General features: G+C 72.9%; 19 protein-coding genes. 14 read left to right on the top strand and 5 right to left on the bottom strand.

The window, feature by feature from the left end; all coding sequences use genetic code 11:
• Positions 1-26 precede the first annotated feature (26 nt).
• On the top strand, positions 27-2,411 hold the full coding sequence (locus tag ACFV1L_RS22830) for a beta-glucosidase (RefSeq protein WP_380368462.1): 2,385 nt from the start codon (positions 27-29) through the stop codon (positions 2,409-2,411).
• Between the two features lie 196 nt (positions 2,412-2,607).
• Positions 2,608-3,249 (top strand): hypothetical protein, encoded by a 642-nt coding sequence (locus ACFV1L_RS22825; protein ID WP_380368459.1) that lies wholly within the window; start codon positions 2,608-2,610, stop codon positions 3,247-3,249.
• Between the two features lie 83 nt (positions 3,250-3,332).
• On the opposite strand, the gene ACFV1L_RS22820 is transcribed toward ACFV1L_RS22825, so the two are convergent.
• Both ACFV1L_RS22820 and ACFV1L_RS22815 read right to left on the bottom strand, forming a co-directional pair.
• Positions 3,333-3,983 carry a response regulator gene (locus ACFV1L_RS22820; protein WP_380368457.1) on the bottom strand — a complete coding sequence of 217 codons (651 nt, stop codon included), beginning with the start codon at positions 3,981-3,983 and terminating at the stop codon, positions 3,333-3,335.
• Positions 3,980-5,032, bottom strand: coding sequence for a sensor histidine kinase (locus tag ACFV1L_RS22815; RefSeq protein WP_380368454.1), 1,053 nt, complete (start codon positions 5,030-5,032; stop codon positions 3,980-3,982). Before ACFV1L_RS22815 ends, ACFV1L_RS22820 begins: the two co-directional genes overlap by 4 nt.
• Before the next feature lie 184 nt (positions 5,033-5,216).
• Here ACFV1L_RS22815 and ACFV1L_RS22810 point away from each other — a divergent pair, with 184 nt between their 5' ends.
• Positions 5,217-5,861 (top strand): GNAT family N-acetyltransferase, encoded by a 645-nt coding sequence (locus ACFV1L_RS22810; RefSeq protein WP_380368451.1) that lies wholly within the window; start codon positions 5,217-5,219, stop codon positions 5,859-5,861.
• 139 nt (positions 5,862-6,000) lie between these two features.
• Positions 6,001-6,534: a hypothetical protein gene (locus ACFV1L_RS22805; protein ID WP_380368448.1), complete on the top strand. Its 534-nt coding sequence runs from the start codon at positions 6,001-6,003 to the stop codon at positions 6,532-6,534.
• Positions 6,535-6,676: 142 nt separating this feature from the next.
• Here ACFV1L_RS22805 and ACFV1L_RS22800 read toward each other — a convergent pair whose 3' ends face one another.
• Complete coding sequence (locus ACFV1L_RS22800) at positions 6,677-8,779, bottom strand: hypothetical protein (protein WP_380368445.1); 2,103 nt, start codon at positions 8,777-8,779, stop codon at positions 6,677-6,679.
• Positions 8,780-9,395: 616 nt separating this feature from the next.
• On the opposite strand from ACFV1L_RS22800, the gene ACFV1L_RS22795 reads away from it, so the two are divergent.
• The 10 genes from ACFV1L_RS22795 to ACFV1L_RS22750 all read left to right on the top strand — a co-directional run bounded on the left by ACFV1L_RS22795 (position 9,396) and on the right by ACFV1L_RS22750 (position 21,179).
• A complete protein-coding gene (locus ACFV1L_RS22795; protein ID WP_380368443.1) occupies positions 9,396-9,767 on the top strand; it encodes a DUF1508 domain-containing protein in 372 nt (123 codons plus the stop codon).
• Positions 9,764-10,162 (top strand): hypothetical protein, encoded by a 399-nt coding sequence (locus ACFV1L_RS22790; protein WP_380368440.1) that lies wholly within the window; start codon positions 9,764-9,766, stop codon positions 10,160-10,162. Before ACFV1L_RS22795 ends, ACFV1L_RS22790 begins: the two co-directional genes overlap by 4 nt.
• A gap of 341 nt (positions 10,163-10,503) precedes the next feature.
• A complete protein-coding gene (locus tag ACFV1L_RS22785) occupies positions 10,504-11,526 on the top strand; it encodes a substrate-binding domain-containing protein (RefSeq protein WP_380368437.1) in 1,023 nt (340 codons plus the stop codon).
• 236 nt (positions 11,527-11,762) lie between these two features.
• Positions 11,763-12,347: a hypothetical protein gene (locus ACFV1L_RS22780; protein ID WP_380368434.1), complete on the top strand. Its 585-nt coding sequence runs from the start codon at positions 11,763-11,765 to the stop codon at positions 12,345-12,347.
• Between the two features lie 320 nt (positions 12,348-12,667).
• On the top strand, positions 12,668-15,205 hold the full coding sequence (locus ACFV1L_RS22775) for a hypothetical protein (RefSeq protein ID WP_380368432.1): 2,538 nt from the start codon (positions 12,668-12,670) through the stop codon (positions 15,203-15,205).
• Positions 15,206-15,325: 120 nt separating this feature from the next.
• Positions 15,326-16,339 (top strand): phosphate ABC transporter permease subunit PstC, encoded by a 1,014-nt coding sequence (pstC, locus tag ACFV1L_RS22770; protein WP_380368429.1) that lies wholly within the window; start codon positions 15,326-15,328, stop codon positions 16,337-16,339.
• A gap of 14 nt (positions 16,340-16,353) precedes the next feature.
• A complete protein-coding gene (gene pstA, locus ACFV1L_RS22765) occupies positions 16,354-17,526 on the top strand; it encodes a phosphate ABC transporter permease PstA (protein WP_380368426.1) in 1,173 nt (390 codons plus the stop codon).
• Positions 17,527-17,567: 41 nt separating this feature from the next.
• Positions 17,568-19,250 carry a substrate-binding domain-containing protein gene (locus ACFV1L_RS22760; RefSeq protein WP_380368423.1) on the top strand — a complete coding sequence of 561 codons (1,683 nt, stop codon included), beginning with the start codon at positions 17,568-17,570 and terminating at the stop codon, positions 19,248-19,250.
• Between the two features lie 91 nt (positions 19,251-19,341).
• A complete protein-coding gene (locus tag ACFV1L_RS22755) occupies positions 19,342-20,226 on the top strand; it encodes a sortase domain-bontaining protein (RefSeq protein ID WP_380368422.1) in 885 nt (294 codons plus the stop codon).
• A 59-nt stretch (positions 20,227-20,285) separates the two neighbouring features.
• Entirely contained in the window at positions 20,286-21,179 is an 894-nt protein-coding gene (locus ACFV1L_RS22750) for a phosphate ABC transporter ATP-binding protein (protein ID WP_380368419.1), read from the top strand.
• Positions 21,180-21,335: 156 nt separating this feature from the next.
• Here ACFV1L_RS22750 and ACFV1L_RS22745 read toward each other — a convergent pair whose 3' ends face one another.
• Both ACFV1L_RS22745 and ACFV1L_RS22740 read right to left on the bottom strand, forming a co-directional pair.
• Entirely contained in the window at positions 21,336-21,614 is a 279-nt protein-coding gene (locus ACFV1L_RS22745; protein ID WP_380368416.1) for a hypothetical protein, read from the bottom strand.
• A gap of 44 nt (positions 21,615-21,658) precedes the next feature.
• Entirely contained in the window at positions 21,659-22,861 is a 1,203-nt protein-coding gene (locus tag ACFV1L_RS22740) for an IS110 family transposase (RefSeq protein ID WP_380368414.1), read from the bottom strand.
• Positions 22,862-23,138 lie beyond the last annotated feature (277 nt).

Below are 23,138 nucleotides of genomic sequence, written 5' to 3'. Positions count from 1 at the left end.
AGTACAGGAAGGACACCAGCCGTCCGATGACGACCCATCCCGCCCCGGCCGCCACCGATCCGCACCCGGCCGGCCCCTGGCGCGACCCCGCGCAGGCCCCGCACCTCCGGGTCGAGGACCTGATCGGCCGGATGACCCTGGAGGAGAAGACCGCCCAACTGTACGGCGTGTGGGTCGGCGCCGACGCGGGCGGCGACGGCGTCGCCCCGCACCAGAACGAGATGTGCGACCCGGTCGACCTGAAAGCGCTTTCCGCCCACGGCCTCGGCCAGCTCACCCGCCCGTTCGGCACCGCCCCCGTGGACCCCGCCGTCGGCGCCCTCGCGCTGGCCCGCGCCCAGCAGCAGCTCACCGACGCCGGACGCTTCGGCATCCCCGCGCTCGCCCACGAGGAGTGCCTGGCCGGCTTCACCACCTGGGGCGCCACCGCCTACCCCGTCCCGCTCGCCTGGGGCGCCACCTTCGACCCCGCACTGATCTCCGAAATGGCCCACCGGATCGGCCGCGACCTGCGCTCCGTCGGCATCCACCAGGGCCTCGCCCCCGTCCTCGACGTCGCCCGCGACCTGCGCTGGGGACGCATCGAGGAGACCATCGGCGAAGACCCCTACCTGGTCTCCACCATCGGCACCGCCTACGTCCACGGACTGCGCTCGGCCGGCATCGTCGCCACCCTCAAGCACTTCGTCGGCTACTCCGCCTCCGCCGGCGCCCGCAACCTCGCCCCCGTGCGGGCCGGGGGCCGCGAACTCGCCGACGTCCTGCTGCCCCCGTTCGAGATGGCCGTGCACGAGGGCGGCGCGGACTCCGTCATGCACTCCTACGCCGAGATCGACGGCCTGCCGGTCGCCGCCGACCCCGCCCTGCTCACCGAACTCCTCCGGGACACCTGGCAGTTCACCGGCACCGTGGTCGCCGACTACTTCGGCGTCGGCTTCCTGGAGACCCTGCACCGGGTCGCCGCCGACCGCGCCGACTCCGCCCGGCTCGCCCTCACCGCCGGCATCGACGTCGAACTGCCGACCGTCCGCGCCTACGGCGACAGCCTGGTCGAAGCCGTCCGCGACGGCCGGATCCCCGAAGCGCTGGTCGACCGGGCGCTGCGCCGCGTCCTGCTGCAGAAGTGCCGGCTCGGCCTGCTCGACCCCGACTGGAGCCCGCTGCCCGCCGCACTGCCCGCCGGCTGCGGCACCGACACCGCCCCCGAGGACGTCCGCGGCAGCATCGACCTCGACCCGCCCGTCAACCGCGCCCTGGCCCGCCGGATCGCCGAACAGTCCGTCGTGCTGCTCGCCAACCCCGACGGCGTCCTGCCGATCGCCCCCGCCACCCGCCGGATCGCCGTCGTCGGCCCGCGCGCCCACGACCCGTTCGCGATGCTCGGCTGCTACTCCTTCCCCAGCCACGTCGGCACCAGCCACCCCGAGGTGCCGCTGGGCCTCGACATCCCCACCGTCCTCGACGCCCTGCGCGAGCAACTCCCCGACACGGAACTCGACTTCGCACCCGGCTGCGAGGTCGACGGAACGGCCACCGACGGCTTCGCCGACGCCGTCCGGGCCGCCGCCGGCGCCGACCTGTGCCTGGCCGTCCTCGGCGACCGCGCCGGCCTGTTCGGACGCGGCACCTCCGGCGAGGGCTGCGACGCCCCCGACCTCCGACTCCCCGGCGTCCAGGGCGAACTGATCGACGCCCTGCTCGCCACCGGGACCCCCGTGGTGCTGGTCCTGCTCACCGGCCGCCCCTACGCGCTCGGCCGCTGGGACGGCCGGTGCGCCGCCGCCGTGCAGGCGTTCTTCCCCGGCGAGGAGGGCGGGCCGGCCCTCGCCTCCGTCCTCACCGGCGCCGCCGACCCGTCCGGCCGACTGCCCGTCAGCATCCCGCGCGACCCCGGCGGCCAGCCCTGGACGTACCTGCAGCCCCCGCTCGGCCTCGCCAGCGGCGTCAGCAACCTCGACCCCACCCCGCTGCACCCGTTCGGCCACGGCCTGTCCTACACCTCCTTCGCATGGACGCCCGGACCCGACCCGCTGCGGCAGCTCCCCACCCACGCGAGCACGGACCTCCAGCTCACCGTCCGCAACAGCGGCGACCGCGCGGGCATCGAGACCGTCCAGCTCTACCTGCACGACCCCGTCGCCCGCACCACCCGTCCGGACGCCCGCCTGATCGGCTACGCCCGCGTCCCGCTCGCGCCCGGCGAGAGCCGCCGGGTCCGCTTCCGCTTCCACGCCGACCTCGCCTCCTACACCGGCCCCGACGGCCGGCGGATCGTCGAACCCGGCGAACTTCAGCTGCGGCTGGCCGCGTCCAGCGCCGACGTCCGCCACACCGTCACGCTCGAACTCACCGGCCCCGAACGGCAGCTGGACCACCGCCGGCGGATGAGCTGCCCCGTGACGGTGGACTGAGCACCCGCCACCGCCCCGTGCACCCGCCGGGCCCCCGGGAGCCGCTCCCCGAGGCCCGGCGGGCCCGTTCCGCTCGGCGCGCCGACCCGCGCCGCCCCGCGCCGACCCGCCTCCGCCCGGCGGGAGACGGCACCCGGACGGCCGTTGAGCTGCCCCGTCGCCGTCCGCCGGGCGGCGGGCAGGCAGACTGGAGCCCATGAGCTCCGTCACCCCCGCCACCGCCGACCACCTCGCCCCGACCACCGGCCCGGCCGGCCGGCCACTCACCGAGACCGGGCGGGCCGAGCTGCTCGACGCGTTCAACGACGCCGTCCGCCGCCCCGAACTCTTCGGCGGCCCGGCGGCCGTGGTCGCACTGCTCGACGCGCTGGCCGCCGCCGACCCGGACGGCGACCCGGACGGCGACCGCGGCACCGGATGGACCCCCGGCACCGACGCGCCCACCGTCTCCACCCTGCTGCGCGACAGCTTCGGCGACGCCGACCCGCCGCTGGTCGCCTCCCAGTACGGCGAGGACGCCCACCGGCGCGGCTGGCTGCGCCTGGACCGGGCGCTGGCCGACGAGGACCTGCGGGCGCTGCTCGACCGGGCCCTCGACTGGTCCGAGGACGGCCGCCGACTGCCCGAGGTGCTGGCCGAGTTCGGCGACCCGTCGGTGGTGTACGGCGACCCCGCGCCGGACGCCCCCAAGACCCTCGGCTACGCGGGCGAGGACCGCCGGGGCCCGGTCGCCGCGTTCCACTTCGGGCCGGGCGGCGTGCTGTACGCGGTGCGGGTCGGCGAGAACCCGCTGGGCGACTGGGGGCTCACCCCGGCCGGCCGGAAGCTGTTCGACTGACCGCCCGCGCGCGGGGCGCCCGCCGCCCCCGGCGGAGCGCCGATCGGCCGAGCGGAGCGCCGATCACCCGAGCGGGGGGCCGATCAGCCGAGCGGACTGCGGTGGGCCAGCGCCCAGGCCGCCACGCCGACCCGGTTGCGAGCGCCCAACTTGCGCTGGACGTTGGCCAGATGGTTCTTGACGGTGCCGGGGGAGAGGAACAGCTCGGCCGCGATCTCGGCGTTGGTCGCGCCGTCCGCGACCAGCGCCGCGACCTGCCGCTCGCGCGGGCTGAGCGCCTCCAGCGGAGGCTGCTGGCTGCGCTCCGGCGGGGCGTAGTGGCGCAGCAGACGGAGCGTCAACTGCGGGCTGATCAGGGTGTCGCCGGCCACCGCGGCGCGGACCGCCTCGGCGAGCAGTGCGGGGCCGGACCGTTTGAGCAGGAAGCCGGCAGCCCCGTTGCGGAGCGCGGTGTGGACGTACTCGTCCAGGTCGAAGGTGGTGACGACGACCACCCGGACCGGGTCGGCGACGTCCGGGCCGGCGAGCCGGCGGGTGAGGTCCAGGCCGTCCAGGTGCGGCATGCGGATGTCCGCGAGGACGACGTCCGGCCGGAGCCGGCGGGCGAGCCGGAGCGCGGTGCGGCCGTCGGGCGCGTCGCCGACGACCTGCATGTCCGGCTGGGCGTCGAGGATGATCCGGTACGCGGAGCGGATGTCCTCGTGGTCGTCGGCGAGCAGGATCCGGATGGTCACGGCTTCTCCGCGGGACTGGTCGGGGCGGGTGGGAACGTTGCGGTGAGCTGCCAGCCGTCGGCGACCGGGCCGGCCCGGAAGGTGCCGCCGAGCGCCTCGACCCGGGCGGCCAGGCCGGCCAGGCCGTGACCCCCGCGCGGCCGGAGGCGGCGGGCCGCCGCGGCGCCGTCGTTGTGGATGCGCAGCTCCAACCGACCTCCGGTGTCGACGAGTTCGATCCGGACGGTGCGCGCGGACGGGGCGTGGCGGCGGACGTTGGTGAGCGCCTCGACGGCGATCCGGTGGACGGTCGCGGCGCACTCCCGCCCCACCGGGCCCGGTCCGAGGGCGAGTTGGACGGTCGGGCCGCCGGTGGCGGTGAACCGTTGGGCCAGCGCCGGGAGTTCGGCCAGTCCGCCGTGCGGGCTGCGGCCGCCGCCGTCCTCGGCCCGGTCGGGTGCGCGCAGCAGGTCGACGGTGCGGTCCAGGGAGGCCAGCGCCTGCTGCCCGGCCTGCTCGATGCGGGCGAAGAGGGCCGCCGCCCGCTCCGGCGACTGCTGCACCAGCAGCGCCCCGGCCTGCGCCTGGGCGACCATGCCGCTGACGTCATGGGCGACGAAGTCGTGCAGGTCGTGGGCGAGTTCGAGCCGCTGGGCGTGCCGGGCGGCGGCCACCGCCCGTTCGCGTTGCCGGTCGAGCGCGTGCAGGTACCGGCCGACGGCGCCGGCGGCCGCCACCGCGAGGGCGCCGAAGCCGAGCAGCGGCGGCTCGAACCCGACGTACCGCATCGGCCAGGCCGCCGCGGCGAGCACCGGCCACAGCGCCGCGCGGTGCGGTCCGTGCCGGACCGCCAGCGCCACCAGGCCCAGCAGCGCGGCGAGTTCGACGACCCCGGCGGTCCCCGCCACCGGCGCGCCGCCGCGGTACGGTCCGGCCCAGCCGGCGGCGCAGGTGAGCGCGAGGGACAGCCCCGCGGCGGGCTCCGGCCGCCTCGGCCGGGCGAGCGCCAGGCCGGCGACGGCGGCGGACACCGCCGTCCCGGCCGCGGTCCAGGCGAGTGCGGCGCTCACCGGAAGCCGCCGGCGGGCAGGCGTGCGTGCGTGCGTGGGGGTTCCCCCGTGTCCCCGTTCATGCGCTCACCCTAAGGAGGGCGTTCGGCCGTGATCAAGGAGAGCCGGTGTGACGCGCCGAACTCCGGCGGGCGGACGGCGAATTCGGTGGCGGCGGCGGTCCGGGCCGCGTACGGTCCCGGGGGTGATCCACAGCTACCCACCGCTGAACCTCGAAGTGCGCACGCCGCGGCTGACGTTGGCCGGGGCGACCGACGACCTGCTGGAGCGGCTGGTCCCGACCGTCCGGGCCGGTGTCGCCGACGCCGAGCCGTGGCCGCTCGACGACCCGAGCTCGTTCTACCTGGACAGCCCCGACCGGGAGTGGCGCTGGCTGCGGGCCGTGTGGGCGGGCCGGGGCCGGGTGAGCGAGAGCTTCTGGCGGCTGTACTTCGTGGTGCTGCTGGACGGTGAGCCGATCGGCATGCAGGACCTGATCGGCGTCGACTTCGCCAAGTACGGGACGGTCACCTCCTTCTCCTGGCTCGCCCCGGAGCACCGGGGGCGCGGGATCGGCGCCGAGATGCGCGCGGCCGTCCTGCACCTGGCCTTCGCCGGGCTGGGCGCGCGCGAGGCGGAGAGCGACGCCTTCACCGACAACCGGGCCTCCAACAAGGTCTCCCGCAGCCTCGGTTACCGGCCGAACGGCACCACCTGGGACACCCGCCGGGGCGAGGCCGCGCCGATCCGGCGCTGGCTGCTGACCCGGGACGCCTGGGAGCGGGTCCGCCGTGAGGACATCGAGTTGGTCGGCGTCGAGGAGTGCCTCCCGGTGCTCGGCCTGGTCTGACGGCCGCCCCGGTGTGCCGATCGGCACACCGGGGTGCCGCACGTCCGGCCGTTCGGCATCTGCCGGCGCGGCGGGCCCGGCGGCAGGCTTCCGGGTGTTGCCGGGGCGGGGCCCCGGCCGGGACCTGAGGAGGCCAGTGATGGAGACCATGGAGCCGGCACCGCGATGGGCCGTGCGGGCGGCGCGGGCGGCGGCCTGGACGGTGGTGCCGTCCGGACTGTGGCGGGTCGCCCTGGGAGTGGGCCTGCCGGTGGGCTTCCACGGCGAGCTGGAGGAGATGTTCGCCCGCTGGATGCCCGGCTGGGGCACCGTCTACGTGCTGGCCCTGAGTGCGGCGGCCGAGGCCCTGGCGTTCCTCACGCTCGGCCTGGTCCGCCCCTGGGGCCGCCGCGTCCCCGGCTGGGTGCCCCGCCTCGGCGGCCGCGGACTCCCCGCCTGGGCGGTCCTCGCCCCGGCCGGACTCGGCGCCCTGGCCGTGACCTTCGTGACCTGGTCCGCCGCCACCGGCCCCTGGCAGCACAACATGAGCGACCCGGACTCCCCGCACGGCCTCGCCGGCCTGCTGATGACCCTCTGCTACCTGCCCCTGCTCGCCTGGGGCCCCCTGCTGGCCGCCGTCACCGTCGACCACGCCCGCCGCGCCGTCAACAGCCGCCTGCCCGCCCGAACCTGATGCGCCGTCGCCGACGGCGACCCTCGGACAGACCAGTCGAGCCGGATTTTGCCGCTTGTCGGCCGATCCCCGAAGCACGGGCACTGCCCGGGTGCGGATCACATAGGGCGGGAGACGGTACGGGCCCGAGGGCACGGGGCGGTCAGAGGCCCTTCTCGATCGCCGCCGCCAGAGCGCGAAGGCGCTTTGCCGCCGGTCGGGCGTCTCCGATTCGATACGTCGAGTAGCGAGGATCCGGCGTGTTCTCGATGTTTCGCACAATGTCCGGGTCGAGGCGGGCGAACAGCCTGAAAAGCTCAAGAAGCTCGTCCATGTTCGGTGCCAGCTGAGATTTACGCTCTATCAGCGAAATATCACGAGCCGAGAAAGCCTCCGCTGTCTCCGACTCCCTCTTCAGCAGGGCGATTACGAGGGACAAGACATCGAGCTCGCGCTGCCGGGTTTCGACCAGGGCGGCCAGCCTTGACAATCCGTCCGGAACCTCGAACATCATTCCCACGTCAGCGGGCCGCAGGCCCAGAGAATCGGAAGAGATCACCACCTGGCCCAGCTCTTCGGCAGTGATGAGTGCCCAGTGCTTCTTCAGGGCCATATTCTTGATCGTGTTACCATTGAAGGACGGGCCAATGATTGCAACGTACTTTGCGGAATGCTTTTCCCTGTGAGTTTCGATCGCCACATCGCTGACATGGGTGTGGGAGACGCGGCCGGACGAGGTCGACTTCCCGTCAACGATGGCCGTCTGCAATTCCCCATTGCCGTCGTACCACTGCACCAGGATGTCGGTGTCGCCGGGGCCGCTGATTCGTTGCGCATGGAATCCCATGTGTCTGAAAGCGCTCTCGATGCACCTCTCGAACGCTGCTCCGGGCCCTTGTTCGTCGGCGGAAGGATCGACCGAAGCCTGTGTCAGCGATTGCCTGATGGCAAGGACTTCGTCCTGCGCGACCTGATTTTTCGGGCTTGTCTGGTGTGTTTGATCGTGCTCGTTTCCATCCTCCGTCCCGCTGGGATCGGCGAGAGGCAGAGAGTCGATAAGGCGAAGTCCAGTCGGTGTTGCCTGAATTGATGACCAGGACGTCTCGATAAGAAGGCCCGACTCGACCAGAAAAGCCGTGAGCCAACGCACCTTGTCTTTGTTCAGGCCGTACCTGGTGCCCTCCTGGTAGACATCGCTGCGGGAAGTGTTGACCTTGGCTGCGCGGATCAGTTCACCGACGAATTTCATATGGGCGTGAAGGATTCGGACGAAGTCGATATCGGATCCAGATTGTAGCCATGCTTTTGCTGCGGGTGTGGCGGAGTATACTCCTCGGCGGATCTCCTGCAGGAGCCCGGCGGCCCGCATGAATGGCAGCATCGAATCCACGCTGGTACGTTTCAGTCCGAAGTGGTCGGCGATGAAGGTCAGGAGCTCATCCTTGCCAACCGGATCGGTTGCCGCCGCAATGCTCGTCCGCATATTTGCGATCTTATTTGGACTTTCCTTGGGGCTCGGAACCCAGATATTGTAAGTGTTTCTGGATTCCTGGGCCGCCGGATCTGCGGCCAGGCGGTCCAGTAGTGCGGAAATCTCCTTCGGGGCTTCGGGGACATCGATCGTCGCGCCCGCGTCATGGACGGTGAGCGCGGAAGGAGTGACGAGGTCGCAAGTTTCGAAGAGCGCGCGCCCGTCCGGAGTGGCGCTCTGCTTGTGTGCCCCGAGCCATTCGATCATTCCCAGGACTTCGAGCCACGTCATCCGGAGCCGGGTATTATTTAGGGACTTCCAGTTGAGATTGTACGATTCGACAAGTTCGGCATTGACTTCTTCCACGGTCATGGGCTCGCGCACGAGAAGCCCGAGTGCCTCGGCGAAAAGGCGAATCCGATCGGCCATCAGGGAGGCGAGACGTGAGCGTGACCCGTCGGCGAGCAGGTCGGAGCCCTCGGCAGTCAGGTGGAGGATGCCCTTTCGATTCTGGACCAGTCCCATCTGGCCGAGTGCGTACGAGTATTGCCGCCAGGTCCTCGGCGAGTCCACAATCGACAACGGCGGGCGCGCGTCGAGGTCGACGGCTTCGCCGTTGTCGATCATCCGAACGAGTTCAAGAGTGAGCGGAAACATCTCATCTTTAGCGCACAGGAGGTTTGGAGCGGACGACGCCTGCTGCATCCATTTGCTTCGCTGGACTGCCAGAGTGGTCGCGTTGGAATCGGTGGCCGATTGCTCGGCGGTCGGACCAAAGTGCTTGGGGTTCGCCATCTTCTTGTCTTCCCCTGGACTGGCTCCAAAAACTGATGCCTACTCACATGGCCTTCCACCATAGCGGCTTGATCACGTGCCGGACGGGTAGGACGCGATGTGGTTCGCGGGGTGGGGCAGTGGACGATCGGACCGGCGGCCCTGAGGTGCGCTGATGGGCTGGAAATGTCGGATCGAGCGAGCAGTTCGTTTCTCCCGACCAGGGCGACGATGTTCCGCCCGGTGACGAGCGCCTCCAAGCGTCCAAGGCAGGAGTGACGACCGGCGGGGCGGGACCTCACTGCCGATCGGGCCGACGTCTCCGCCACGGGTACTGCGGCTTCCACGGTCAGGCTCGAAGCATGCAGGAGGGCGAGGCGGGGCTGGACTGTGGGCGAGGGGGTCGGCGGACGGGCCGTCAGGAAGCGGTCGGCGGCGGTGCATTAACAAGGGAGAACTTCGGGGCGAACAGAGGCGGCCCGGGGCGGATTCCACTTCCGGACGTCGTCCGTGCACACATAGCGTTCGCAGCGTGACGATGTGCGTCCGGATCGTGGAGTGCTCGGGCCGGGCGGGCATGCGGTGCTGCGGCCGAGGACGGGCCTCGGGCCGGCGGAGACCCGGGGGGTAGCGGGCGGTGCGCGGGGAGGGCCTGTTCACGGAGCGGGCGCCGAACGGTCGGTTCCAGTGGCAGTTGAAGGCGATGAACGGGCGGGTGGTGGCGGTGTCCGCCTCCGTCTACGAGACCGCCGGGGACGCCGAGCGCGCGTTCGCCGAACTGGTCGCGCTGGGGCCGGCGTTGGTGGCGCGGATCACCCATGTCCGGGACGGGCTGGGCTGGACCTGGGTGGTGCCCGGGGCGCGCGGCAATCCGCTGGTCAGGTCGAGCCGGGCGTACGAGCGCTACGCGACCTGCCAGAACGCGTTCCGCCGGTTCATGGCGCTGCTGGCCCGGCTCTCCGAGGCCGCCGCGGCGGTGCCCGGCGGCGCGCCCGGAGCGGGGCGGTGAGCAGCGCCGAGGCCGGGCGCGGTCCGCGGCTGGTGCCGTTGCGGGGCGCGGACGGCCGGGCCGGCTGGTCGCTGGTGGCCGCCAACGGGCGCCGGCTGGCCGCCGCCGTCCGCGGGTACCGGTCGGAGCGGGAACTCGCTTCGGGGGTGGCGGAGTTGCTGGCGGAGCGGGCCGCGCTGCGGTTCGTGCTGAGCCAGCGCGAGGACCGGCAGTGGACCTGGACCGCCTACCTGCCGGTCCGCAGCACCCGGGCGGGGGCGGGCGGCGGTGAGCCGGTCGCCCGCAGCGCCCGCGGCTACCTGCGCCGGGACCAGTGCCGGCAGAGCGTGACCGGGTTCCTGCAGGGCGTCGAGCACGTGCAGCGGATGCGGCGAACTCCCGGCAGCCCGTGGTGAGTCCAGTGCCCCGCCGGCGTCCGGGGGTTCGTGCGCGGCCGGCCGTTGTCGGTGGTGCGGGGGTGAAGCGGAGATGGCCGAGGTGCCCCCGTGAGCACACCTGGAGAAGAACGTGTCCATGGTGAGGACGACGCGTGAAGACGCGTCGATCCGCGCTCCCAGCAGCGAAGTTCGGGCGACGGGCGGTGCCCCGGCGGGGGGCCGGGGGAGCGGGCCGAGCCTTCCGGGCGGCGGCCGGCGGCATGGAGGATCGCTCCGCCGGGACGCCGCGGAGCCTCCCGGTACCGGACCCCGCCAGGACCGGTCCAGCGAGGCACGATCCCCCTCGGAGGAAGAGGACCATGCGTCACACCGCTGCCAAGGCGCTCGCGGCCGTTGCGTTCACCGCCGCCCTGACCACCGTCGCCGCCGTTCCCGCGGTGGCCGACCCGGCCGGCCTGCCCGCCGCGAAGGACATCGTGGGCGTCGGCTCGGACACCACGCAGGCGCTGTTCACCAAGTTCTCCGCCGACTACAACGCGACCATTCCGGCGAGCGACACCACCACGCCGCGCCTGTACAGCTGGGACGCCACCGGCACCAGCCCGATCACCCCGAAGGCCGGCGGCTCCACGATCGCCCGCCCGAACGGCTCCGGCGCCGGCATCGGCGCGCTGAACACCACCACCAACACCACGCTGGACTTCGCCCGCTCCTCCCGCGCGGCCCAGGCCACCGACCCGACCGGCCTGGACTTCATCGCCTTCGCCAAGGACGCCGTCACCTGGTCCGCGGTGAGCGGCGGCCACGCCCCGGCGAACCTGACCACCGCCAACCTGGTCGACATCTACACCTGCGCCAAGACCAACTGGTCGCAGTTCGGCGGTACCGCCGGCACCATCCAGCCGTTCCTGCCGCAGAGCGGCTCCGGCACCCGCTCGTTCTTCCTGCAGGCCCTCGGCAACATCACCCCCGGCTCCTGCGTGGTCTCCGGCCCGGAGGAGAACGAGGGCACCGACTCGCGGCTGCTGACCAACGCCGACGCCGTCTTCCCGTACTCCGTCGGCCACTACGTGGGCCAGCTGAACGGACACACCACGGCCACCGACGCCCCCGGCAACCTGACGCTGCGCAACCTCAACGGCGTCTCCCCGCTGACCACGACCAACACCCTGAACCCGGCCTTCGCCGGCGGCAGCTTCGGCCGCGTGCTGTTCAACGTCGTGCGGGACGCCGACTACACCGCCGCCACCACCCAGGGCACCGCGCTGCGCAACATCTTCAGCAACACCGGCTGGATCTGCTCCACCGCCGGCCGCTCCGACATCTCCAGCTACGGCTTCCTGAACCTTCCCACCACCGGCTGCGGCGTGATCATCCACTGACGTCGCGTCAGTCCCGGTCCGCCCTGCGCCACCCCGCCGCCCGTCCCGCAGCCACCGGGACGGGCGGCGGCCCCTTGGCGGCACAACCGCCGTGCACGACACACCCCGCACCGAAGGACCGGCCCCGCACCGAACAGCAAGCCCCGCACCCCGCTGGGAACCAGCCCCGCACGCCGCACCGAACTGCAAGCCCCGCACCGAAGAACCAGCCCCGCACCCAGCTCGAAGGAGCCACGATGTCCCGCACGTTCGCCCGGATCGCCGCCGCTGCCGCCGGCCTCGCGCTCGCCGTCACCGCCGCCTCCGCGACCACCGCCTCGGCCGCGCCCGCCGCCGGGAACGCGGTGATCCACGAGAGCAACGCGCTCTTCCAGCAGGCCGCCCAGGCCGGCATCGTGGCCGTGCCGCTGCCCGCCGCGACCGCCGGGTACGACCCGAGCACCGGCCTGTCGGCGAGCTTCCCCGTCACGGACGGCACCGGCAGCCTCGCCGAGTTCTGGGGGAGCATCCAGTTCGGCGGCGGCCTGCTGTTCGTCGACGCCCGCACCGGCAGCGCGGTCGCCTTCCACCAGCTGGCGTTCTCCTCCGACAGCTACCAGGTCACCGGCGTCCCGGACGGCGCCACCACCCCCGTCGCACTGTTCGCCCCGGCGGGCGAGACCGTGGTCACCCGGACCGGCGCCACCCAGAACCTGTCCGCCGCCTCTCTGGCGCTCGACCCGGCCGGCGCGCAGTACCTGGACGGCAAGCTGCGCACCTCGTTCTTCACCGCGGGTCAGAGCGTCGGCTCCTTCACGGTCAGCTACACCCCGGCCTCCTGACACCCGATCACGCAGCGGTCGGCGGAGGCCCGATCGACCGGCGGCGGGGCAGACGCCCGGGACACCGCACCACCAGCACCAAGCGCCGCACCCGCACCGCCCGACCCGCCCGGTCGGGCGGTGCGCGCGTTCTACGGGCACTGACGAGACGTCAGTTCCTGTGATTCGAGCACCAATTGGGGCCTCGTACACCTGGTGGACAGCACCCGGTCAGACGTCACTGGCCGAATATCGTCGGAGCCGCCGAACGCCGCAGCTCCGCTCCCTGTCATCCCGTGCGTGCCTGCTCCGGTGCGCCCGTCGCCGGAGGTGCCGTGCCCATGAGAGTCCGCCCGTCGGGGCCGAGAACCGGATCGCGCCCGCTCCAGGCCTGGCTGGCGGCCGTCCTGGTGTGGACGCTGGGCGCGGCCGCCGTGTTCCTGCCGCTCGCGGGGACGGGCGTCCAGCAGGCGCAGGCCGCGTCCGGCACCACCGTGCCGGGGCCCGCCCGTTGGGACCCGCTGACCTGGACCAACGGCCCGCTCGGCGCCGTCACCGTGTCGCCGACCAGCGGCCTCGGGAACCAGGTGCTGCACGTCAGCTGGTCCGGGTTCACGCCCACCGTGGACGCCGACTTCCAGCCGGTCCCGGTGGTGCTCAACCCGCACGGGAACTCCGGCTTCGACAAGGTCGCCCGCTACCCGGTCCGGGTCTACCAGTGCCGGGGCGAGCAGCCGAAGGTCACCGACTGCTACGGCTCCAGCCTGTACAACGCCGACCCGGCCAAGGGCTTCCTGCAGCCGTTCCCCGCACCCGGCACCACCACGCCGGAGTTCCCGTCCAACATGGTGATCGCCGCGACCCGCCCGGACGGCACCGGCGAGGCGGACATCGAGGTGTGGACCGCGCAGCAGAGCCAGACCCTGGGCTGCGACCCCACCCACAAGTGCTCGCTGGTGATCGAGGCCAACTACGGCGGCGACTCGGTCGGCGCCTACCAGGCGACGCCCGGCGACATCAACTGCGAGGACCACTCGGCCGATTCCGACGGCCTGTTCAACACGGCCAGCGACAACGTGGTGGCGGTCGAGAACACCGGCGGCAAGCGCTACGCCAGCGGCGAAGCCTGCGCCTGGGGCAACCACGTCGTGGTGCCGCTGTCCTTCGGACCGACCCCGGCGGCCTGCGCCGCCAAGAACGCCGACTTCTCCGCGATCGGCCTGGAGATGGCCGACCGGGCCGTCCAGCAGTGGCGCACCGGCCTGTGCCAGGGCAGCAACCCGCTGACCGTGCAGTACACCTCGGGCGGCGGAGAGCCGCAGGCCCGGGCCGCCTTCCTGCGCCGCTCCGGCGGCGACGTCGCGCTCACCTCGGTGCCCGACCGCGAGGCGCCCGCCCGCCCGTACGTGTACGCGCCGCTGGCGAACAGCGCGATCTCCGTGGTCCACCTGGTGGACGACGGCGAGAGCCACCGGCAGATCCGCAGGCTGAGACTCAATCAGCGCCTGCTGGCCAAGATGCTGACCCAGAGCTACCGGCTCGACACCGGCGACGAAACCGACAGCGTGAAGGGCAACCCGGTGTGCCTGTTCACCGACCCCGAGTTCCTGCGGCTCAACCCCGGCGGCGACAACGGCCCGACCTGGCCCGGCTGCCTGGCCGGCGGCACCTTCGCCGCCACCGCCCCGGTCGTGGTGGGCGGCACCACCGACCTGGTCGCCCGGCTGACCGCCTGGATCGCCGCCGATCCGGACGCCGCCCAGTTCCTCCAGGGCGCCGCCGACCCGTGGGGCATGCACCTCAACACCAAGTACCTGCGCTCCAGTTACCCCGGCTTCCCGGTCGACGCGTTCCAGCCGCAGGACTTCTCCGGCCCGAAGAACTGGAAGCAGTACGAGTGGAACCCGGTGATCGGCGGACTCGGCCAGGTGCTGCGGATGACCCTGGAGACCCGGCCGTCCTGCCTGAACCCCGACGAGGTCGCCGGCCAGCACGCCAAGTGCATCAGCCAGGACAACGGCAAGCGCGCCCTGTTCGCGATCATGGACGCCGGACAGGCCCAGGCGATGAGCCTGCCCGAGGCCGAACTCCCCAATCCCGCAGGCGGGTTCACCACCCCGACGATCGGTGCCATGCAGGCCGCCGTCAACGACATGCCGCTGGACGCCGCCACCGGCACCCAGCAACTGCCGTACGGCGACGCCGACTCGGCGTACGCCAAGGACACCAAGGCGTACCCGCTGACCATGGTCCAGTACGCGATGGTGCCCACCCAGGGCCTGCCGCAGGGCAAGGCGGACGCCGTCGCCCGCTTCCTGCGCACCGTCACCGACCCCGCCCAGGGCCAGATCTACGGTCGACAGCCCGGGCAGCTCGCCGTCGGCTTCGCCGGACTGACCGATGCCCAGGTCGCCGCGGCGAAGGCCGCCGCCGGCCATGCCGCCGCCCAGGACGGCGCCCTGCCCGGCAACCGCACCCAGCCCGGCAGCGGTGGGAGCGGCACCGCCGGCCCCGGCCCGAACGGCGGCCCGGCCGGCGGCGACGGCGGCGGCAACTCCGGTACGGGCAGCGGCACGTACGTCGCCGACGGCCCCGCCGGCAGCACCGGCGGCGATCCGGCGGGCGGCGCCGGCGCCGGCAACGGCGCCAAGTCCGGCGGCGGCAGCGCCTCGCCCACGCTCGGCGCGAGCGCCGTCGGCCGCTCCGCCGCCGACCGGGCCGGCCTCGCCCGGCTGCTGCTGCCCGTCGTCCTCGCCACCGGGGCCGTGCTGCTGGTCGGCGGGCCGGCCGCACTGCTCCTCGGCGGCACCGCCGCCGGCGCCGAACTGCGCAGCCGCACCGGCCGGATCCGCGCCCGCCTGCTCGGCCGCAACGGCTGACCCGCCGGCCCCGGCCGGGCGGGCGCCCGCCCGGCCACGAACGACCGGCCATCGCCCCCGGCCGGCCGCCCACGTCCTCGCACCATCCCAGGAACCCTCACCGCGCGGAGAGTTGACACCATGACCGCCGCCGTCCAGCCGGCCGGGACCCGCGTCCCGCCGCCGCCCGAAGCCGACCGGCCCCGGCCGGTCGCCGCCCCCGCCTCGCCCGCCGACCGGGCCTTCCGCGGCGTGCTGCGCACCGCCGGGCTCTCCGTGTTCGCCCTGATGGGCCTGATCGCGTTCTTCCTGCTGCTGCGCGGCACCGAGGCGCTGCGCGCCGTCGGCTGGTCCTTCCTCACCGAGGAGCGCTGGCGCACCGCCGCGCACTCCTTCGGCATCGCCGCCGTGCTGCCGAACGGCATCCTGATCGCCGTGACCGCGCTGTGCATCGCGGTGCCGGTCGCGATCACCGCCGCGCTGTTCATCTCCGAGTACGCGCCGGTCCGGCTGCGGCCCATGCTGATCTCGCTGGTCGACCTGATGGCGGCCATCCCCAGCATCGTCTACGGGCTGTGGGGCCTGTTCTTCCTGCAGCCGCGGATCGTCGGCGTCTGCCGCTGGCTGGCCGTCCACCTCGGCGGGGCGCTGCCGTTCCTGGAGGTGCGCACCGGCGAGATCGCCACCTCGTACACCTCGTCCACGTTCATCGCCGGCGCCGTGGTCTCACTGATGATCATTCCGATCATCACCTCGCTCAGCCGCGAGGTGTTCTCGCAGGCCCCCGCCGGCGAACGCGAGGGCGCCTACGCGCTGGGCTCCACCCGCTGGGGCATGGTCCGCACCGTGGTGCTGCCGTTCGGACGCGGCGGAGTGATCGGCGCCGTGATGCTCGGCTTCGGCCGCGCCATGGGCGAGACCATCGCCGTCGCCCTGATCATCTCACCGGTGTTCCGGGTCTCCTGGCACGTCCTGGAGAACGGCGGCAACTCGATCTCCGCCCTGATCGCGCTGCGCTTCAGCGAGTCGGACAGCCTCTCGCTGTCCGCGCTGATGGCCGCCGGACTGGTGCTGTTCGCCCTCACCCTGCTGGTCAACGTGGCCGCCGGGTTCATCATCAGCCGGTCCCGGTCCGGCGCCTCGACCTCGGACTGACCGGAGGAAACGACATGTCAACTCCCGCAACGGCACACCCGGCCGAGGACGGCCCGCCCCCGGAGCAGCAACGGATCCGGCTCGGCGGCATCACCCGCGAGGACGTCCTCACCATGGCCGGCGCCGCCGCCGGATCGCTCGCCCTCGACTGGCTGCTGTACGAACGCGTCCTCCCGTTCAGCGGCGCGTTCGGCTTCCTGCTCTGCTGGTACCTGCTGTTCCTCGCCTTCTACGCCCTCGCGGGACGCCTCCAGTGGGACGCGCTGACGGTCCGCGAACGCCTCGCCACCGCGCTCGCCTGGAGCTCCGGCCTGCTGGTGGTCGCCGTCATCCTCGAACAGATCGGCTTCGTGGTGCTCCGCGGCCTGCACGCCGCCCGCCACCTCAACTTCTTCACCGAGACCATGCGCAGCACCGCGGCGCTCGACCCGATCACCTCCGGCGGCTGCCTGCACGCCGTGGTCGGCTCGCTCGAACAACTCGGCATGGCCACCCTGTTCTCGGTGCCGCTGGGCATCCTCACCGCCGTCTTCCTGGTCGAGGCCGGGAACACCCGGCGGGGCGCCCGCCTGGTCAGGCCGGTGCGGGTCCTGGTCGAGGCGATGACCGCACTGCCGTCGATCGTCGCCGGACTGTTCGTCCTCGGCGTCGTCGTCCTCACCCTCGGCGTGGAGAAGAGCGGCTTCGCGGCGTCCCTCGCGCTCACCGTCATGATGATGCCGATCGTCACCCGGGCCGCGGAGGTCGTCGTCCGGCTCGTCCCCGGCACCCTCAAGGAGGCGTCCTACGCGCTCGGCGCCAGCCAGTGGCGCACCGTGTGGCACGTCGTGCTGCCCACCGCACGGCCCGGACTGACCACGGCCGTCGTGCTCGGCATGGCCCGCGGCGTCGGCGAGACCTCCCCGGTGCTGCTCACCGCCGGCTTCACCACCCGGCTGAACCCGGACGCCTTCCACGGCAACCAGACCAGCCTGCCGCTGTTCGTCTGGAACTACGTCAAGCAGCCCTACCCCGACATGGTCGCCCGGGCGTTCGCCGGCGCGCTCACCCTGATGGCCGTGGTGCTGATCCTGTTCGTCACCGCCCGCGTCCTCGGCCGGCACCGCACCCCCACCGACCGGCGCACCCGCCGCCCGCTGCGCCGGGCGGCGGCTCGCGCCGACTCCCTCGAAGCGGTGACCGGCTGATGACCCCTCACCTCGCCCGTCCGAGAAGGAAGAACCGCCCCGTGCGACTCCGTCACCTGACCTCGGCGCTGCTCGCCGCCGCGCTCGCCCTGCCCGCCGCACTGTTCGGCGCGACACCCGCGCACGCCTCGACCTCGCTGAAGGCGGACGGCTCCAGCTGGGCCGGGCCGGCCATCGACCAGTGGCGGCGCGACGTCCAGCCGATGGGCATCGAGATCGACTTCACCGGCAACGGCTCGGCCGCCGGCCGCGTCCAGTGGTCCATCGGCCAGGACGACTTCACAGCCTCCGACGTGCCGTTCCGGTCCAAGGCCGACACCGGCGTGGACGGCGGGCGGGCCAGCAACGGCCAGGGCCAGCCGGAGAACCCGGTGTACGGCTACTCGTACGTGCCGATCACCGCCGGCGGCACCGCGCTGATGTACCACCTGGAGGTCGGCGGCAAGAAGGTCACCGACCTGCGGCTGTCCCCGGACACCATCGTCGGCATCTTCACCAACAGGATCACCTCCTGGGACGACCCGAGGATCACCGCCGACTACGGCCGCACCCTGCCGAAGATCCCGATCACGCCGGTGGTGCGCTCCGACGGCTCCGGCGCCAGCGCCCAGTTCACGCGCTGGATGGAGCACACCCACAAGAGCGAGTGGGACGCCTACTGCACCCAGGTCAACGGCGTCACCTGCGGCGACTACACCGAGTTCTTCCCGGCCGCCGGCCGGATGACCGCGCAGAACGGCTCCGACGTGGTGGCGAACTACGTCCAGTCGCCGACCGGCATCGGCGCGATCGGCTACGACGAGTACGCGTTCGCCAAGCGCACCGGCTGGCCCGTCGTCAAGGTGCTGAACCCGGCCGGGTACTACACCCTGCCGAGCGCCTCGAACGTCGCGGTCGCGCTGACCGCCGCGAAGATCCGCGGCGTGGACGACAACACCTCCGCCAACGACCCCGACTACCTGCAGCAGAACCTCGACGGCGTCTACACCAACAACGACCCGCGCTCCTACCCGATCTCCTCCTACAGCTACCTGATCGTGCCGCGGTCCGGCAGCAGCCTGCCGGTGACGCCCAAGTTCACCAACGACAAGGGCGGCGCGCTCAGCCGCTACCTCGCCTACGTGCTGTGCGCCGGGCAGCGCGAGGCGGACGACCTCGGCTACTCGCCGATCCCGCGCAACCTGGTGCGCGGCGGACTGCTGCAGACCCAGCACATCCCCGGCAACGCCAGCCCCGTCGACCCCAACACGCTCTCCAACTGCCCCAACCCCACCTTCGATTCGGCCGGCCAGCTGATCGTCCTGAAGAACGCCCCGCAGCCCAGCCCGTGCGACAAGAAGGGCAGCCCGCTGGACTGCACCGTGCAGAACGGGCAGGCCGTGAAGACCGGCGGCACCAACTCCGGTGGCGGAAAGGCCGGTTCGGGCGGCAGCGGCAGCGGCGGCGGGGGAGCGGCCGGCCCGGCCGGCCCGGCCGGGGGAACGGGCGGCGGCCCGGGAGCCCAGGCCGTCGACCCGCTGACCGGTGAACCGGTCGCCGACTCCGCTGCCGACGGCGGCGGTTCGGGCGGCAACGCGCCCGCCACGGTGGTCGCGCTCGGCGGTCGCCCGCAGGACTGGCTGCTGTCCACCCTCACCGCGCTGGAACTGCTCGGCGTGGTCACCGTCCCGCCGCTGCTGGCCACTTGGTGGCGGCGGCGCGGCACCGCGGCGGGGCCCCGATGACCGGACGGCGGCCGACACCCGATCCGACCGCGGGCGCCGCACGGGCCGTCGACCACCCGCACGCGCCCGCCACCACTTCCGAGGAGAGCAGATGACCGCGACCGCGTTGGAGCGGCCCACCTCGGCACCGGCCCGGCCCGCCGCCGGCACACCGCACCGGGGGCGCGGACGGCACCAACTGCTGGCCGCCGCCTGGTCGGTGACGCTCGCCGCCGTTCTGCTGCTGGGCTTCGCCGGCTACCTGTTCGCGCTGTCCGGCCTGCAGGAGGCGCGGCACCAGTCCACCGCCTACAACACGCTGCGCGACCAGCTCGGCAAGGCCACCGCGCCGACCGGGCCGACCACCGACGGCGCGCCGCTGGCCGTCCTGGACATCCCGGCCCTCGGGCTGCGCCAGGCCGTGGTGGTCGAGGGCACCAGCGGCCGTGACCTGATGCGGGGGCCCGGCCACCGGCGTGACACCGTGCTGCCCGGACAGCCGGGCGTGACCGTGCTGTTCGGCCGCTCCACCTCGTTCGGCGCGCCGTTCGCCGGGCTCGGCGGGCTGAAAGCCGGCGACGGCATCGACCTCACCACCGGCCAGGGCAGCTTCCACTACACCGTCAACGCGTCCGGCGACGGCGACCACCCGATCACCGACAGCGCCCCCAACCGGCTGGTGCTGGTCACCGGCGACTCCGACTGGATCCCCACCAGCACCGTGCTGATCGGTGCCCGCCTGGACGGCGAGCCGCAGCCGCCCGGCGCGCGCCGCCCCGCCGCCACGCCCGCCGACAAGGCGCTGGCCGCCGACAAGGGCGCCCTGTCCGCGCTGCAACTGTGGTCACTGGCCCTGCTGCTGACCGTGGTCGCGGCCGGCCTGGCAGCCCGCCACTGGCGGCGCACCGCCACGTACCTGTGCCTCGCCCCGGTGGCCGCCGCGCTGCTCTGGTCGGTGTACGAGAACGCCGCCGCCCTGCTGCCCAACGTGTACTGACCGCCCTCCTGATGAACCGCCAGCCGCCGCCCCGCCCGCCGGAGAGGACCCGTCCGACGATGACCGACACCGCACAACCCCCGTACGGCGCACCAGAGCTCGGCAAGGACCCGGCCGACCCGCCGACGGTGCCGCTGCCGCCCGTGCCCGGCACCGGCACCGACGGGCCGTCAGGGCCGCTGTCCGGCCTGGAGACCCGCGACCTGACCGCCTGGTTCGGGCAGCGCAAGGTGCTGGAGCGCGTCTCGCTGCGGATGCGGGCCGGCGAGATCACCGCACTGATCGGGCCGTCCGGCTGCGGCAAGTCCACCTACCTGCGGATCCTCAACCGGATGCACGAGATGGTGCGCGGCGCGGCACTGGCCGGCGAGGTGCTGCTCGACGGCGAGGACGTGTACGCGCCCGGTCGACGTCCCGCCGACGTCCGGCGGAGGATCGGCATGGTGTTCCAGCGGCCCAACCCGTTCCCCGCCATGTCGCTGTACGACAACGTGATCAGCGGCCTGAAGCTGGCCGGGATCAGGGCGAGCCGCGACGAACGCGACCACCTGGTGGAGTCCAGCCTGCGCCAGGCCGGCCTGTGGAACGAGGTCAGCAACCGGCTCGGCACCGCCGGCGGCGCCCTCTCCGGCGGCCAGCAGCAGCGCCTGTGCATCGCCCGCTCGCTCGCGGTCTCCCCGGAGATCCTGCTGATGGACGAACCCTGCTCGGCGCTCGACCCGACCTCCACCCGCCGCATCGAGGAGACCATCGCCGAGCTGCGCCACCGGCTGACCATCGTCATCGTCACCCACAACATGCAGCAGGCGCAGCGGGTCTCGCAGTCCTGCGCGTTCTTCCTCGCCACCCACGACACCCCCGGCCGGATCGTCGAAGCCGGGCCCACCGCCCGACTGTTCACCGACCCGGCCGACCCGCGCACCGCGGACTACGTCAACGGCCGGTTCGGGTGACCGACGCGGGCGGCGGGCGGTTCGGACGGCCGGCGCGAGCGGCGGTCGGCGTGCGGCGCGGGGGACGGGCGGCGCGCGGGGCGGCGGACGGTGGGCTGCGGGGTGCGGGGTGGGGGGTGCCCCTATGTGTTTGGTCAAGCGGTTCGAGGTTGTTCCTCAGCTCTCGGTGGTTGGCTCAGGACCGGTGTAGGCGTAGATCCAACCGGCCCGGACGTCGGTGGAGCGGATCGCCTCGTAGGCATGCCGACTCGGGCCGGCCGGCCCGCCGGATGCGCGTATGGCGGCGGGCGGCCTCCCGTCCTCACCGAGAAGCACGATCTTGGTCTGGCCGTCGAACGGGCCGCCGACGATCTTGATGCCGACGGTGTTGTTGACCACCTCGCCGGCGAGCCAGCGGTCGATGGTCCTCATGTGCTCGGAGTTGTCGGTGCTCATGGGCAGAGCGGATCACGGCTGCTGCCGGTGAACAAGAGGCAGCATCACGTCGCGGCCGCGGGCCGGGATTCGTAGAGGGTGCCGTCGCGGAGCATGGCGAACAGGACGTCGGTCCGGCGTCTGGCCAGGCAGAGGAGGGCTTGGGTGTGCCTTTTGCCTTGGTTGATCTTCTTGTCGTAGTAGGCGCGGGATGCCGGGTCGCCGAGCGAGGCGAACGCGGCCAGGAAGAACGCCCGTTTCAGCTGCTTGTTGCCCCGGCGGGAGGGTTGCTCGCCGCGTATGGAGGACCCTGAGCTGCGGGTGGCGGGGGCGAGGCCGGCGTAGGAGGCGAGGTGGGCGGCGGTCGGGAAGGCGCTCGCGTCGCCGACGTCGATCAGGACGCGGGCGCCGGTCCGCGTCCCGATGCCGGGCATGGAGGTCAGGATCGCGGAGAGCGGGTGCTCGTCCAGCAGTTCCTGGATCCGTTTCTCCAGGAGCCTTCGCTGGTCGAGGACGGCCCGCAGCGAGCCGGCCAGGCTCGGCACGATCAGCGCGGCCGCCTCGGTGCCCGGGACGATGACGGTCTGCTCGTCGAGCGCAACCAGGATGTCCTCGACCAGGCGCTCGAACATGCGCGGGGCCAGGGGCCGGGCGACGCCGAGCAGGCGGCGAGGTCCGGCCTTGCGCAGGGCGGTCGGTGAGCCGAACCGCTCCAGCAGGGCCAGCACCGCCGGGTGGTCGATCCTGGGCCCCAGCACGCGCTCAAGGTGCGGATGGATCTGGGTGAGCAATCCGCGCAGGCGGTTGGCGATGCGGGTCGCCTCGCCGGCCAGGTCGTCGTCGAAGCCGACGATCATCTCCAGCTCGGCGATGGTCTCGTCGGTGAGCTCGATGCCGCGCAGAGTGTGCGGCATGGTGCGGGCGGCGTCCGCGATGACGGCCGCGTCGCGGGCGTCGGTCTTGGCCTCGCCGGGGTAGAGGTCGGCGATGCGGCGCATCGTCAGACCGGGCAGGTAGGCGACGCGGCAGCCGGCGTCCCGGGCGACCGCCAGGGGCAGGGCGCCGATGGAGGCGGGCTGGTCGACGACGACCAGGACGGTGCCGTGCTTGGCGGTGAGCTTGTCGAGCACGGCCCGCATCTTGGGCTCGCTGTTCGGCAGCCGCTTGTCGAAGACCCGCTTGCCCGCCCGAGTCAGGGCGGTTCCGTGGTGCTCGCCCTTGCCGACGTCCAGGCCGAGGAAGACGTCCACGTCGCCGGTGCCGATCACGCTGTTCCCTTACGAGGTCGTGCTGTCCCGGCCTCGTTGGCGTGGCACCAGTCGCCGGCATCCACGTTACGAAGAGCCTCCCAGCGAGCTGGTGGTCCTGCCCCTATCAGCGGTCTACCGGTGCCTCCGGCCCGGTGACACCACCCCCCGGATCATGCGAACTACAGGGGGGAACAGTCATGCCGAGCCGGAGGCCGGGAGCCCCGTTGCGGGGCCACGAAGAAGGTAACGGGGGGGGCGGTCGGCGACCGGCCCGGCCGACGGTGTGTCACGGCCG

It is taken from the genome of Kitasatospora sp. NPDC059646 (assembly GCF_042734615.1).
GTDB lineage: Bacteria > Actinomycetota > Actinomycetes > Streptomycetales > Streptomycetaceae > Kitasatospora.
This window is presented reverse-complemented; position numbering and strand designations above follow the sequence as displayed.

What these genes read in the sequence shown, in the direction of transcription:
- ACFV1L_RS22830 (WP_380368462.1), top strand. Translation starts at nt 27, where the DNA reads ATGACGACCCATCCCGCCCCGGCCGCCACCGATCCGCACCCGGCCGGC.
- ACFV1L_RS22825 (WP_380368459.1), top strand. Translation starts at nt 2,608, where the DNA reads ATGAGCTCCGTCACCCCCGCCACCGCCGACCACCTCGCCCCGACCACC.
- ACFV1L_RS22805 (WP_380368448.1), top strand. Translation starts at nt 6,001, where the DNA reads ATGGAGACCATGGAGCCGGCACCGCGATGGGCCGTGCGGGCGGCGCGG.
- ACFV1L_RS22800 (WP_380368445.1), bottom strand. Translation starts at nt 8,779, where the DNA reads ATGGCGAACCCCAAGCACTTTGGTCCGACCGCCGAGCAATCGGCCACC.
- ACFV1L_RS22785 (WP_380368437.1), top strand. Translation starts at nt 10,504, where the DNA reads ATGCGTCACACCGCTGCCAAGGCGCTCGCGGCCGTTGCGTTCACCGCC.
- ACFV1L_RS22780 (WP_380368434.1), top strand. Translation starts at nt 11,763, where the DNA reads ATGTCCCGCACGTTCGCCCGGATCGCCGCCGCTGCCGCCGGCCTCGCG.
- ACFV1L_RS22775 (WP_380368432.1), top strand. Translation starts at nt 12,668, where the DNA reads ATGAGAGTCCGCCCGTCGGGGCCGAGAACCGGATCGCGCCCGCTCCAG.
- pstC (WP_380368429.1), top strand. Translation starts at nt 15,326, where the DNA reads ATGACCGCCGCCGTCCAGCCGGCCGGGACCCGCGTCCCGCCGCCGCCC.
- pstA (WP_380368426.1), top strand. Translation starts at nt 16,354, where the DNA reads ATGTCAACTCCCGCAACGGCACACCCGGCCGAGGACGGCCCGCCCCCG.
- ACFV1L_RS22755 (WP_380368422.1), top strand. Translation starts at nt 19,342, where the DNA reads ATGACCGCGACCGCGTTGGAGCGGCCCACCTCGGCACCGGCCCGGCCC.
- ACFV1L_RS22750 (WP_380368419.1), top strand. Translation starts at nt 20,286, where the DNA reads ATGACCGACACCGCACAACCCCCGTACGGCGCACCAGAGCTCGGCAAG.
- ACFV1L_RS22745 (WP_380368416.1), bottom strand. Translation starts at nt 21,614, where the DNA reads ATGAGCACCGACAACTCCGAGCACATGAGGACCATCGACCGCTGGCTC.